The 13,548-nt window shown below is 48.9% G+C and carries 13 protein-coding genes; 7 read left to right on the plus strand and 6 right to left on the minus strand.

Annotated features, from left to right (window positions below; all coding sequences use genetic code 11):
• Nucleotides 1-44: 44 nt before the first annotated feature.
• On the minus strand, nt 45-980 hold the full coding sequence (locus NNL35_RS16000) for a LysR family transcriptional regulator (RefSeq protein ID WP_006674584.1): 936 nt from the start codon (nt 978-980) through the stop codon (nt 45-47).
• A gap of 141 nt (nt 981-1,121) precedes the next feature.
• Here NNL35_RS16000 and NNL35_RS16005 point away from each other — a divergent pair, with 141 nt between their 5' ends.
• From NNL35_RS16005 to NNL35_RS16020, 4 genes are all read left to right on the plus strand, one after another.
• Nucleotides 1,122-2,036, plus strand: a complete 915-nt coding sequence (locus NNL35_RS16005; RefSeq protein WP_040729433.1) for an NADP-dependent oxidoreductase — start codon at nt 1,122-1,124, stop codon at nt 2,034-2,036.
• A gap of 118 nt (nt 2,037-2,154) precedes the next feature.
• A complete protein-coding gene (locus tag NNL35_RS16010; protein WP_050979343.1) occupies nt 2,155-2,529 on the plus strand; it encodes a hypothetical protein in 375 nt (124 codons plus the stop codon).
• A gap of 4 nt (nt 2,530-2,533) precedes the next feature.
• A complete protein-coding gene (locus NNL35_RS16015) occupies nt 2,534-3,709 on the plus strand; it encodes a hypothetical protein (protein WP_254553594.1) in 1,176 nt (391 codons plus the stop codon).
• A 437-nt stretch (nt 3,710-4,146) separates the two neighbouring features.
• Nucleotides 4,147-5,040, plus strand: coding sequence for a TetR/AcrR family transcriptional regulator (locus NNL35_RS16020; RefSeq protein WP_006674580.1), 894 nt, complete (start codon nt 4,147-4,149; stop codon nt 5,038-5,040).
• Nucleotides 5,041-5,110: 70 nt separating this feature from the next.
• Here the strand turns inward: NNL35_RS16020 and NNL35_RS16025 are convergent, their stop codons facing one another.
• The 4 genes from NNL35_RS16025 to NNL35_RS16040 are packed head-to-tail and all read right to left on the minus strand — an operon-like array spanning nt 5,111 to nt 8,190.
• Nucleotides 5,111-5,287 carry a hypothetical protein gene (locus NNL35_RS16025; RefSeq protein WP_006674579.1) on the minus strand — a complete coding sequence of 59 codons (177 nt, stop codon included), beginning with the start codon at nt 5,285-5,287 and terminating at the stop codon, nt 5,111-5,113.
• A 45-nt stretch (nt 5,288-5,332) separates the two neighbouring features.
• On the minus strand, nt 5,333-6,403 hold the full coding sequence (locus tag NNL35_RS16030; RefSeq protein ID WP_254553595.1) for an ABC transporter permease: 1,071 nt from the start codon (nt 6,401-6,403) through the stop codon (nt 5,333-5,335).
• A 17-nt stretch (nt 6,404-6,420) separates the two neighbouring features.
• Nucleotides 6,421-7,242, minus strand: coding sequence for an ABC transporter permease (locus NNL35_RS16035; RefSeq protein WP_006674577.1), 822 nt, complete (start codon nt 7,240-7,242; stop codon nt 6,421-6,423).
• 15 nt (nt 7,243-7,257) lie between these two features.
• Nucleotides 7,258-8,190, minus strand: coding sequence for an ABC transporter ATP-binding protein (locus tag NNL35_RS16040; RefSeq protein WP_006674576.1), 933 nt, complete (start codon nt 8,188-8,190; stop codon nt 7,258-7,260).
• 198 nt (nt 8,191-8,388) lie between these two features.
• Here NNL35_RS16040 and NNL35_RS16045 point away from each other — a divergent pair, with 198 nt between their 5' ends.
• Together NNL35_RS16045 and NNL35_RS16050 are read left to right on the plus strand one after the other, a co-directional pair.
• Entirely contained in the window at nt 8,389-9,582 is a 1,194-nt protein-coding gene (locus NNL35_RS16045) for a sensor histidine kinase (protein ID WP_006674575.1), read from the plus strand.
• 18 nt (nt 9,583-9,600) lie between these two features.
• Nucleotides 9,601-10,269, plus strand: coding sequence for a response regulator (locus NNL35_RS16050; protein ID WP_202947071.1), 669 nt, complete (start codon nt 9,601-9,603; stop codon nt 10,267-10,269).
• A 234-nt stretch (nt 10,270-10,503) separates the two neighbouring features.
• On the opposite strand, the gene NNL35_RS16055 is transcribed toward NNL35_RS16050, so the two are convergent.
• Nucleotides 10,504-11,961 (minus strand): DHA2 family efflux MFS transporter permease subunit, encoded by a 1,458-nt coding sequence (locus NNL35_RS16055; protein ID WP_006674573.1) that lies wholly within the window; start codon nt 11,959-11,961, stop codon nt 10,504-10,506.
• Nucleotides 11,962-12,320: 359 nt separating this feature from the next.
• Here NNL35_RS16055 and NNL35_RS16060 point away from each other — a divergent pair, with 359 nt between their 5' ends.
• Nucleotides 12,321-13,520 carry an NAD(P)/FAD-dependent oxidoreductase gene (locus NNL35_RS16060; RefSeq protein WP_006674572.1) on the plus strand — a complete coding sequence of 400 codons (1,200 nt, stop codon included), beginning with the start codon at nt 12,321-12,323 and terminating at the stop codon, nt 13,518-13,520.
• Nucleotides 13,521-13,548 lie beyond the last annotated feature (28 nt).

Genomic DNA, 13,548 nt, shown 5'->3' on the forward strand with positions numbered 1-13,548 from the left:
GCTCTCCCTCGGTTTTAGACCTTTGGGACAGCCCATTTTTCCATTCATGAACCTATTCCTTCATTCAGTGACAGCTTCATCAGCCTGGAAGAGTTGCTGTCGGACATCCCGATTCCGGCAAAATATTGTATAAGAAACTCCTTAAACGCTAACGCAGCTTTGGATAAATAGCGATGTTCCAGCCAGGCGATATGGAAGCTGCGCTGACATGCCGGCTGATTGATCCGAAGCTTCACGAGCGACAATTCCTGGCTGCTCCTGCATTCCCCCACAAATGCGATGCCAAATCCTGCTCGCACCAGTTCCGCGATGCTGGCGGGATCCTCGACTTCACACACGACTTTCGGTTGAAAGCCGGCCTGTCGACAGAATTCATCATTCATTCGCCGGTAAGGATAGCCCTCCTTATAACCGACAAAAGGCTCTTCAGCCGCTTCGATCAAGTCGATGCTCTGCCGATTGGCCAAAGGATGACCAGGAGGTACCGCCAAATAGACCTCCTCATTCAGTAAAGGCAACTGCCGGATACCCGGATGTTGGATAGGCAGTGCGGTAAGAAAGAAATCAACCTCATTGCTTTCAAGCAACTGCTCCATATCCGCCATCGCAGACTGGACAATTTGGAAATGAACCTCAGGATAGCGGGTCAAGAACATTTTTAAAGGATCCCTCAACTGCTCCATGTTCGATAAGCACAGATGGATACGGCCCTGCTCCATTCCGGACAGATCGGCGATTTCTCTGCGAGCCTCTTCAAGCATTTGCAGTGCTGCCTGCGCTTTATTCTGCAATATCTTACCGAACGGATTGAGCCGAATTTGCCGTCCTTGCCGATCGAACAAAGGCACTCCAACATCTTCTTCCAATCGAGAAATCGTCTTGCTCAAGGCAGGTTGTGCAATATGAAGTTCTTGAGCCGCCTTGGTCATATGTTCCAGCCTTGCGACGGTTAAAAAATATTTCAATTGAAGCATTTCCATATCGGGTTTCCTCCATTGATATACTCTAGTATATGAATACATAATGATAATTGTATTTTTGATTATCTCTGTTTGATTATAAGCTGTATGTAGTGAGTGAACAAATCGCTTAAGAATAGGGAAGGGAGTTCAGAGCAAATCATGAAAGCAGCAGCAATTTCATCTTATGGCCCTCCTGATGTTTTGCAAGTGATGGAATTCGAGGACCCACAGGCGGGGAAAGGCCAGGTCCGAGTCCGAATAAAATCTGCAGGCGTGCAGCCTTTTGATTGTGCCGTTCGAAGCAGTGGCTGGGCTCCTCCGGGCATGACCATTCAACTGCCGCAAATTCTTGGCAATGAATTTGCCGGAGTCGTCGATCAAGTGGGGAATGATGTATCCGATTTCTCCGTTGGCAGTGAAGTGTTAGGCTGGGCGCTTATGGCCTCTTATGCGGAATATGTAGTCGTAAGCCCCGAACAGCTTATACACAAACCTCATGACATGCCTTGGAAAGAGGCAGGTGCGATCACGGCATCCGGTCAAACCGCTCACACAGCGTTGCGTGAATTGGGGGTTTCCCAGGGAGATACGGTGTTGATTCACGCCGCTGCCGGCGGTGTGGGCACTTTCGCAGTGCAGTTGGCGAAGGCATGGGGTGCCACGGTGATTGGCACAGCCAGTGAACGGAATCATGATTATTTGCGATCCATCGGCGCGATTCCGGTAACTTACGGTGATGCCCTGGCGGAGCGGGTGCGGGCACTGGCGCCGAATGGAGTGGATGCAGCCCTGGATGCGGCCGGAGGCGATGCACTGCGCGTCTCCGTCGATCTTGTCGCGCGCAAAGAGCGCATCGGCACGATCGTTGATTTTGAACTGGCCGCTCAACTTGGTGTTCGGGCGATCCGCAGCCAGCGTTCCGCTCACAGGCTGGCCGAGCTGGTCGATCTGTACATGCAGCGCAAGCTGCACATTCACATCTCGCGTTCGTTCTCGCTGCAACAGGCAGCCGATGCTCACCGCGAAGTGGAGTCGGGGCATGTTCGCGGGAAAGTTGTCCTCCTTATGGACTGATTCGCGCACCAATGAACCGTATTCCGGCAGGCTCCTTCGGGAGCCTGTCGTCGCTTGGAGCCGTGGATAGATTTTACAGCATGACGCTTACGATTCCATGTGGAAGAAATTCAAAGAAATGACGCAGGTATCCGAATTACAGGCTGAACAATTTAAAGATGTGTACAAAGGACTCATTGAAGGCCGTAACAAAGACACTGGTCTTTTATTCAGAATGGTTCAGGAGCAAAACCCTGCGTTAAGTCATGAGATTTACAACAATCTCCAACGAGAAATTGCTTCAAGCCGTAACGTTTTCGATAACAACCAGAAAAAAGTCGTGGACATCATCCGGGAATATAATACGCGCATTAATACCGGAACAGGTTTCATTTTGAATGCCTTCTTTGACTTTCAGCCTATTGATGCCAATAAATATATTGTAACTTCAGATAAAACTTCCAATGCGTTTGAGACGAATAAAGACGATGTTATTGATTTGAAAGGAAAGTGACATCATGTTTATCATTCCATTCGTCATTGCAGTTATCGTTGCATTCGCATTTGAGTACTTTAAAGGAACGAATTTCTGGAGAGGTACCATCGTTTCGGCGATGGTACTTGTCTTTACCTTTTCTGTGGTTGTCATTGACTATTTAGTTCAAACTTATGATACAGAAGTATGGTCTGGGACGGTAATCAACTGGTACCATAAAGATGCTTATGACGAGTGGCACCCTGAGAGTTGTACGACAACGACAGACAGGCATGGTAATTCAACTACATCTTGTACTCCCGGTTATTGGGAGCATCACAATGCAGTAAATAAAATTAAAACAACGGATAATGGATGGATGAAAGTCACCTATTCTCCTGATGGATATCTATTTAATGATGATTGGCCTGCCAGTGCTTCTGAGTTAAAACAAATGTGGCCTCCTGGAACACCAAGTGCATCCGTTCATCGCTATGAAAATAAAGTTCAAGCTTCCTATTCTCTCTACAAGATTGATGGGATTGATGAAAAAGACTTCCCCGATCTGCCAAAGTATCCAAACGCAGTTACCTCCTTTATCACGATAAATCGTATTGTTGGAGATGTTCCAAATAAGGAGAAGGCGAATCAAGTTCTCAATCAAAAAAATAGTGAACTAAATAAATTCATTCCTGATCCAGAAAGGCCCGGCAAGAAAAGATCGTGGAAACAGGTAAATATTATTTTTGTTAACGTCGGCGAAAATAAAGACGAAAATTACGGCTATGCTCTTCAAAACGCATGGAAGAATGGCAATAAGAATGATTTTATTGTCAGCTTCAGTATGAATCGGAATGGGAAGCTGAACTGGGTGCATGTTTTCTCTTGGAGTGAAGTGGAAATTCTTAAAATGGAGGTCAGAGATTACTTAATGAATAAGGGAAAAGTCACTGACTTCGTCCCTATAGTTAAAAAAGTATCAAAAATGGTCGCTGAAAAATTTGAAAGGAAGCAGTTTGCAGATTTTTCTTATCTTAAGGTTGAGGTATCGGAAATCGCGCAAATCATCATATGGATACTGGCTGGGGTAACCTTAGTGGTACAGTATATTAAATATTATCAGAATGAACGGGCAGAAATACAACGTCTACGTAAACAGTTAGCGCCACGGACAATTCAAGTAGGAGATAAGATTATTAAAATCAGGGTTTATAAGTAATGATTCGGATCTTTATGACATGCATCGTAAATATATTGTAAAAGACGAGGAAACATTTTGATTATGTAGAAAAAAGAATGTAAAAGTTACTTACAGTAAACATATTGTTGAAAAAGGACGGATTTGATCATGGAGATCATTTTTATTCGAATGGAATACATTGCCCTGTGATGAATCAATCGGGCCTTTATCATAACCCACGATGGAACGATAAATAGTTATCGAACGCTAATGGGAGAAGAAGGATTAACAAGAGCTGACTTTTTGGGAGAGGCAGGATACTGCAAGATCAGTTTGTAAGAGATTCATATTGTAGAATCGGCTATCAATAAAACACGTTCATTTTGTCAAGAAGCAAAATAGTCGTATACTCATATTGGGACAAGTAAGATCAAGAAACGTTCGATCGCTTGTTCGTTGTCAAAGGGGGGATCATGATGAGCATGTTAAAGGAAAAAATATTACAATCCGCGATCAGGCTTTTCGCAGAAAAAGGGTACCAAGCGACGTCCATTCAAGATATCGCCGATGATTGCAGCATTGCCAAAGGCTCCTTATATAAGCATTTTGCCTCAAAGGAAGATTTATATATCCATATCCTTGAGCTGCGGCAGCAAAACATGATGGATGCTGTAGAAAAAATTAAACAAAAAGGGTTGTCAAAAAGAGAAACATTCCTTGAGGAGATTGCTTGTCAGCTCGACTTTTTCATAGAGCATGGATATTATATATCACGCGATCATAACGAGCTTCCTCCGGCAAATAACGATAAAATAGGAGCCGTAATTAAGCAGCTCCGGATCAATATGTTTCGTTATTACCAGGATATCTTGGTCCGTCAATACGGGACGATGGTGGAGGGCTGGAAATGGGACATCACGGCTCTGTTTAACGGGATGATAAGGGAATATACCTTTCATTTGCTGTTCGGGTACAAGCCGCTGGCCCAGAAAGATTTGGCCTTGTTTATTGCCGGCCGCATGGATGATCTCATCATTGGCTTTAAGCAGCATTCGCCAGCCCCCCTTCTTACGGATGAACTCATGAAGGAATATGCGGATGCACAATTTGAACCGGAGAACGGCATTCAGGAGATTCGAAGATCTGCCTTGTTCAATACGATATTATCGATCATACCCGATATGTCTGTTCCGAACGCAAGAAAAAAAGATTTATCCGAGGTTGCGGCAATGCTTCGGGATGAGTTGGAAAAAGATCAGCCGAGGGGATTTTTAATACAGGCGCTGCTTCGAGATCTTGCGTCCGAAAGAGAGCTTGGTTATTATATTAGCCAGCTCCAACCGTTGATGCCGGATACAAGCGGGCAGTGAAGGTTTCGGATCCGTTCTCGTCCGATTCCCGTGTCGGACCGGTGGTCCGACATCCGGGAGTGGACGTTCTTTAATGGGTAAGCTTCGAAATGCCATTGATGATCAGATATATCCCGATCACCCGAAGGGGAATTCGGGGTCCAGTGCCATCCTTCCGAAAGATGGCTTTGGCCAAAAAGCCGATATAAATATTGATGAAAAGTCCGGCGAGCAGCTCCACGATACCGATGATAAAAATTGAATTCATAATGCACACTCCTTTTCGTCGTTGTCAATTTCATTCGTACGTTCTTCAGCTCGTTCTTCGTCTTTGTAGTCGATAGTTGATCAGAACAAAAGAGAGCGATAGGCCGAACAAACCGAGGCCGCTCAATAATCCGATCGGAGTCAGCGCAGACATTGCGCCATTCAACCCTTCCGATGCCCAGGTTACGGGAACGGATCTGGAGATGAAACGGAACCAATCGGGAAGAGCCGGATTCTGAACAGGGAAAAACGATCCTCCGAGAATGCCTGTGAACACCATGATGACTGAACCGCAGACCGTAAAGCTTTGGTGGTTGGTCACCCACGGCAGAAGCAGCGTTACGACTCCGGTTATTGCCAGTAAGTAAGAAGCCCAGATCAGCATGTTGACCCCTAGTCCATCGGTTATGTCAATGTTAAGCATCCATTTTCCTGCACACTGAACGAGGCCAACGGTAAGAAGTCCGAACAGATAGGCCGCAATCACCTTGGATAGCAAGTATTTCGACAAACGAACCGGCGTACTGAGCAACCTGTTGAGCATCCCGTTCTCTCGTTCGTCAATGAATGTCCGGAATCCCTGAATCACCGCGAACCACAGAAACATAAGCATAAATCCGGTAAGCCTCTGGCTGACGGCTTCGGCATGGAATGCTTCGATGCCAGCCGCCGCTGCGCTATTTTTGGTTTCCGGGTTAGGGTGAGAAGCCTCTTGGCCGGACAAGAGCTGTGCCAGCTCTTGTGCGACTGCAGCCTCCAGTCCGCTATCCCCGGTATCCTGTTCCTGGATCAGCTTGATATGATGAGGACGATGCTCCGTCCGCATGCCGTCTCCGAAGCCGGACTCAATGACGAGGCCGGCAGCTATGTCATGCCGCATGACTTTGTCTCGTATCTCAGTTACCTTAGCCAATGTAATGCCCATACCCTGATGATCCCGCAAGCCGTCGATAAGCCGCGCCGAGTATGGACTCTGATCTCCATCCGCGATATAAAGCTCTGGACGAGGGTCAGCTTGAGCAACGCTGAAGAAATAGGCTAGCAGAACCGGGGAAGCTAGTACCGCCAGCAAGGCCATTCTGTTCCGCAGCATCAGCTGCAGTTGCTTGACTGTCATCGTTAATAATTGCATTTTTATTGCCCCTTCCTGCCTGCCAATAATAGAGCTGCGATGAAAAATACGGCTACCGCACCCGCAAGCATCAAAATATCCGACGAAATATCGGTCAGGCTCCCGCCCTGAAAAATATGCAGGTATGCGTTAATGGCTTTTCCATTGGGCGTGACGGCCTGAATCGCCTTCAATATGGGCGGAAAATGATCTTTATCGAAAAAACTGCCTCCCAAGAAACCGAGGCCATATAAGATCGGTGCGGCAAAGCTGGATATCGCAGCCTGATTATTCGCAAGCAACCCGCAGCACAGAACGAGAGAGCCGAGAGCCAGCCCGTATACGCAAGTGACTAGCAGTATGCTTGGGCTGTTGACCCAATTCACATGGAAAAGCAGCCGGCTCCCAAGCATAACAGCAGTCATCTGGACTGCAATGGCGAGAGTCATGCCAAGAAGCTTTCCCATGCAATATTGCAGCATCAAGGTGGGAGTGGAACGAATCCTGGCCATCGTATGGTTCAGCTTGTCATTCACTAAGCTGTGAGCGAGTTCGAAGGCGGTCAGGAAGGAGAATAAGACCGTCATGGCCGCCACCTCATACTGCATCGCGCTTACCGGCCGCGTTCCGCTCGCAATGACTTCCTTCGGAATGCGCAGGTCTGTCTTCTGTACATGCACTGCCTCCCTAGACGAAGCTGTGGATGAGAAGGAAGCGGAGTGATCGAATAGCGACCCAAGCAATAAGATGAGAGCGAGCGGGAGCAAAATGAGCTTCAAATAAAACACCTTCGACTTGGCCAACAGCTTCGTATCCAGCATCACAAAACGGATGAATCGGTACAAATCGTAACCCCTCCTTCAATCTCTCAATGATTTGCCGGTAACCTGCAGGAAAATATGCTCCAAATTGACTTCTTCATATTGGAAGGAGGCCAATTGAGCGCCCAAGCTACGCAGGCTATCCAATATATCAATCACATTGCCTTCCTGCGGATTCACCAGAATCGACAGCTGCTGATTTTCCATTGTGATTTTTTTAATTCCGGGGATATGCTGTGCCTTGCCGACCGCCTCGCTGTCGAAGGAATGGAAGGTGACCGTCAGTGTGTCCAGAGCTCCCGTATTCTGCTTCAGCTCCTCCTTCGTGCCATGGGTCAGGAGCCTGCCATGATCCATAATGGCGACCCGATCGCAAAGAAACTCTACTTCCTCCATGTAATGACTTGTATAAATCACGGTCATTCCGGTTTCCCGGTTCAGTTGTTTGACGGTTTCTAAAATATGGTTTCTTGATTGCGGATCAATGCCAACGGTAGGCTCGTCCAAAATCAACAGCTTCGGATTGTTCATCAGGGCAACCCCGATATTTACTCTTCGTTTCATCCCGCCGGAAAACTCAATGACATCCTGATTTCTGTGGTCGAATAGACCGATCAGCTCGAGAACCTCATCCACCCTTGCTTGCAACAAGCGCCCGCTCAAGCCATACAGGCAACCAAAAAACTCCAGATTATCCTTGGCGCTTAAAGGTTCATACAAAGCAATATCCTGGGGCACGACGCCCATTATTTTTTTGATTTCCCGCGAATGATCTTTTATCGAATTATGATCGATCAGGATATCTCCGCTGCTTGGCGCCAGCACCGTGGAGATCATGGATACCGTGGTAGATTTTCCGGCGCCGTTCGGCCCCAGAAGCCCTACGATTTCCCCTTGCTGCACGTGCAGGGACAGATTGTCGACAACCGTTTGGTTGCCGTATTTTTTTGTCAGACGGATTAGCTCAAGCATCCATTCATACCTCCTGCTGTCATTTGGTTTGGCTTACAGAAAATATTGTAGAATGATGGTGAGCTGCGCCCAATTCACGAAAGTACTCAATTGACGCATCACTTTTCCTATTTTTTCGATGACTTTCGTTATCTATGAAACCTAAAAAAGCCATGATATCATTAAGTGATATGATTGAAAGAATAGGAGAAGGAACAGATGACATCGTTGTTTGCCTCGCCGAAGAAGAGAGTTTTTATTCTCCTGATGTTCAAAGGTCTCGTGCTGCTGTCTGTTATGAATCATGCGATCCGTATGAAAGAAACGGATGGCGCATTTGGAATGATATGGTGGGGAGCTGTTGCGCTGCTAGCCGCCAATGACTATGTACGGGGACGCTGGTTGTTAGCCCAGGCTCATCCACGGGGCTTCGATATGTCGGTAACGATCAGTATCGCTCTGCTCGGATGGTTGAACTTGATGACTCCAGACTCCGGTATATTGGCATGTTTACAACTGATACTGATTGAGCTGTTAATTTTCAGTGCCCGTGTATCCTATATCCTGGCAGGTCTTCATCTGATCAGCTATGTGCTGCCGAGTCTGCTGCAGCATCCTGCGGCAAATGATCTTGGTAATCAAATGGTAAACTTTGCCGGATTTCTTATCGTGGGGTTGCTGTTCAGAAGCATCATAAATGAGAAAATCAAAACGGAAAACCTGTATAAGGAGCTGCAGGAAGCCAATGCCGCGCTGCAGATCTATTCGTCTGCCGTTGAAGAGCTGACCATTGCCAAGGAACGGACCAGAATTGCCCAGGAATTGCATGATTCCATCGGGCACGCTCTCGTTGCCTTAAGCATGAACCTGGAATATGCACGCCAAGCCATCGACTCCAAGCCGGACAAGACGAAGGAGGTCCTTGTTACAGCCCTTTCCCTCTCAAGGGACGGCATGGCCCAATTGCGAAAAGCGGTTCATACGTTGAATCACACGCTTGCTGCCGAACATCTCCGCCGCTCCTTGACCGGATTGTTTTCCAAATTGGAACAAACCCAACAGCTGACCTTCCGCCTGGAAATGGATGACGAGATAGAAGAGGAGAATCCCCATGTTAAGGAGTGCCTGTTCAAAACGGTCAGGGAGGCGATCACGAACGGGATTCGGCATGGCGGGGCGACCTTGTTCGCGATTCGCATCTGTTACAAGGAGTCGGGAATTCGCATGCAGATTCATAACAACGGTCTGGAAAGCGGACCGGTGGCCAAGTCGAACGGTCTATTGGGGATGGAACGGCGAATTGCCGCTCTCGGAGGACAGCTGCAGTTGAGTTCCGACAAGGGATTTACCATTTATGTCCGGCTTCCTCCGCAGCCTGAGCAGGCTTGGGGAAGCAGAGGGCAGCATGCATGAACGAAGGGGGACGCTATGATCAAGGTAATGATTGCAGATGACCAGGAAATCGTCCGGGAAGGGCTTAAAATGATATTGAGCCTGTATGAGGAGGTCTCGGTCATCGGTGAAGTGCCAAACGGCAAGGTGCTGTTGGAACAGCTTGAAGTGATGACTCCTGATGTGATTCTGATGGACATCAGGATGCCGGTGATGGACGGAATAACGGCTGCCCAATTGGTGAAGGAGCGGCATCCGGAGGTCAAGGTTATCATTCTGACCACCTTTAATGAAGATGAATATATTATCCAGGGTTTGAAGAACGGGGTGGAAGGATATATTTTAAAAGATTCCGGTTCTGCCGACATTTTAAACGCCATTAAAACGGTATATGCCGGCAGCGTGCTTCTCAATCCGAAGGTGACCGAGCGCATGGTAGAGGCCATATCCTCCGGACGGGACAACGCCATGCCGTCTCGTCAAGAGGCTGCCGTGCCGGACAAGCTGGGCCTGCTTACCCCGAGAGAGACGGAAGTCGCCCGCCATATCCTGTCCGGCAGCAGCAATAAAGAAATCGCGCAAGCGTTGTTCGTCACCGAGGGAACGGTCAAAAATTATGTATCCCGAATTCTGGATAAGCTCGAATGCAGGAACCGGACGGAGCTCGTTCTCTATTTGAGCAAGCCGGGCCGCTTCTACCGCGCGTAGGTCAATGCATTATACAGTACGAAAGCCTATATATTTGTTCACGAACACATCCGCCTGGCTTCCTCCATTGAAATGAATCGGAATGTCTAGGGGACAGAACACAATTGCTATCCCCGTCAAGATGAAAGATAGAACCGTTAGCTCAGCAGAAGTTTCGGATGAAAAACAAACTTTATCATGTTGTCCCTGCCTTTCGACTTTATTGTACTCGGAGAATGGATTAATGATTTTCCGTTAGCCTTCATTGGTAGCGGCCTCTTGTTGTTTTGGTTTTCTGAGAAATAGGCTTGCAATCAAACCTGCCCCTGCTATACACGCAGCCAGAAAAAACGTCTCCCCGAAAGAGGCCGCGCTTGCTTGCAGCATCTTCATTTCTGCGGTGGTATGGGCCATGTTCGCCGTCATGCGCGAAGCGAAATATCCGGTGAACCCCGCAATGGCGAACGAAGAGATGACTTGCTGAGAAGCGCTGGTAAGCGGTGTAACTCTGCCGACAAGGTGTCGGGGAGTTGCATTCAATACATGAGTGTTCAAAGCCATCATGGACAGGCCCATGCCGGAACCTAGTAAAAACAGCGCGCTCATGATGATCGCTAACGAGGTGTCCAGCGTAAGGCATGACATGGTGAACAGTGCGCCCGTGATCAGCGTCATGCCAACCAGGAGAGGGGGGCGAGCTCCTACTTTGTCAAAAATTTTGCCTGCAATGGGCATACAGATCATAGAGCCCAGTGCCTGCGGCAGCATGATTAGCCCCGTCTCCAGCGGCGTATATTCTTTCATCTGCTGAAGCAGAAGCGGAAATAACAGAACCGTCCCAAACAATGCGGTCTGCATAATCCATGAGATGACAATGCCGCGGGTGAAGTCCGAAGACCTGAAAACGCGCAGCTCCAGCAGCGGTTGCTGATGACGCAAGCAGGAGATCACGAAGAGAATCAGAGCCAGCCCCCCAATAACCAGACCGGTTAACGTTCTCGCCGAGGTCCAGCTCACCCCGCCCTCGCTAACTCCGAACGTAATCATGGAAAAAGCAAGCGGCCCAAGAATCATTCCCTTCATGTCCAGAGAAGGGGCCTGCATACTTGGAAAGGAAGGCAGCCATTTCCGCCCTACCACAATTCCCGCTATTCCAATGGGAAGATTAATAAGAAAAATCCACTGCCAGGTTACATACTCGACCAGCCACCCGGACAATACCGGGCCCAGGGCTGGAGCAAGCAGCATCGGAATCCCAAGCATACCTATCACCGAACCTCGTTGGTGGGGTGGCGCAAGACGGTATACCATGGTCATGCCGATAGGCGAGACCATTCCTCCTCCAATCCCCTGCAGCACGCGAAAAAAGATCAATTGTTCTGTTGTCTGCGCGAAAGCGCATAGGATAGATCCGATCGTGAATAACCCTATGGAAGCCAGAAACACGCGTTTGGCTTGAAATTGGTCCGACATCCAGCCGGCTAGCGGGATGACCGCTGACAATGCAAGCGTATAGGCCGTTACCGACCATTGAATCGATTGAAGAGAAGCATCAAAGTATTCTACTAGTGTTGGAATGGCAACATTGACGACGGTGCTGTCAAGGATAACCATAAAAGTACCGATGATGACGGCAAGAAGAGGCGCGAATATCTGTTTGAGTGAGAATTCACCGCCTTGGGGAGGATGATGTGCTGCAGAATGGTTGTGCATAACGTTAAGACCTGCTTTCTAAGTAATGTGGAATGTTGAAGTAAACTGATAAGCTGCAGGAACAAGGGGAGACTTCTTGTCCTGGTATAGAAAACAATTGGTTTCCTATAAAACTTATAGGTCACTTTCTGTAGTATAAATAATAGCGATGAGAATCTCTTATGTCAACGATTACTCATTTTTTTGAATGTGCGTAAGAAGGAAAAGTAAATCATAGAAACCGAAGTCCAGCCATATAATTTGACTATTGGTGCATTTAGGGGCCCCTGGCGAACATTGGAATATAGCGGCAGGCAAGGCCTTATAGGTTGAATGCAGAAGCAGACTAGCAGCATCTGGGAACAGGGGGAGGGTAAGTGATGCCACAGCAACTTCACTATGCCGTCGCCATTGTCGGGGCAGGCAGCGCCGGGTTGTCGGTTGCGGCCCGTTTGCTGCGTGCATCGGCAGCGCTGCACGGCTCCGTCGTGATCATCGATCCGCAAGCCAAGCATTACTATCAACCCTTGTGGACGCTCGTCGGCGGCGGAGTCATGCGCAAGGAGGTGACGGAGCGCGATCAGCAATCGCTCATCCCGAAGGGAGCCGACTGGCTTCAGGAAGCGGTCGCACATTTCCGCCCGGACGAGAATCGTATCGTTACAAGCACAGGCACCGTTATCCGGTACGATGTGCTTGTCGTCGCGGCGGGCATCCAGGTCGATTGGGAGCGTATTAAGGGGCTGAAGGAATGCATCGGGCGCGAAGGCGTGTGCAGCAACTATGATTACCGCTATGTGGACAGCACTTGGCGATCGATCCGGGAGTTCCGCGGCGGAACCGCGATTTTCACGCAGCCGAATACGCCTATCAAGTGCGGGGGCGCTCCCCAGAAAATCATGTATTTGGCCGATGACGCATTCCGGCGATCGGGTATCAGGGGGAAGACCGACATTATCTTCGCATCCGGCAATGCGTCGATCTTTGCCGTGCCGAAGTATGCTGCGGCGCTCGACAAGGTGGTGGAACGCAAGGGCATCACGGCCAAATACAAGCGCAATCTGGTGGAGATTGACTCCGCCAAGCGGGAAGCGGTCTTCGAGCATGTGGACTCGAAGGAGCGGGAGACGCTCCGGTACGATATGATTCATGTCGTGCCTCCGATGTCTGCCCCGTCCTTCATACGGGACAGTCCGCTTGCCGGACCGGGCGGATGGGCCGAGGTCGACAAGCATACGATGCGGCATGTCCGGTTCGCGAACGTGTTCGCTTTGGGCGATTGCAGCAATCTGCCAACCTCCAAGACAGGCGCGGCCATTCGCAAGCAAGCCCCTGTGGCGGCACGCAATGTGTTGAACGTGCTGGGGGGGCAGCCGCTGGATGCAAGCTACGACGGGTATACCTCCTGCCCGCTCGTAACGGGCTACAACCGGCTCATTTTGGCGGAGTTCGATTATGATCTGACGCCGCGGGAGACGTTCCCGTTCGACCAATCGAAGGAGCGCTACAGCATGTATGTGCTGAAGAAGGATCTGCTCCCGAAGCTGTATTGGCACGGCATGCTGAAGGGACGCATGTAGGCGCCGGCAATATGATGGCAACAGAACA

The organism is Paenibacillus dendritiformis (genome assembly GCF_945605565.1).
In the GTDB taxonomy this organism is placed as follows: Bacteria; Bacillota; Bacilli; order Paenibacillales; family Paenibacillaceae; genus Paenibacillus_B; species Paenibacillus_B dendritiformis_A.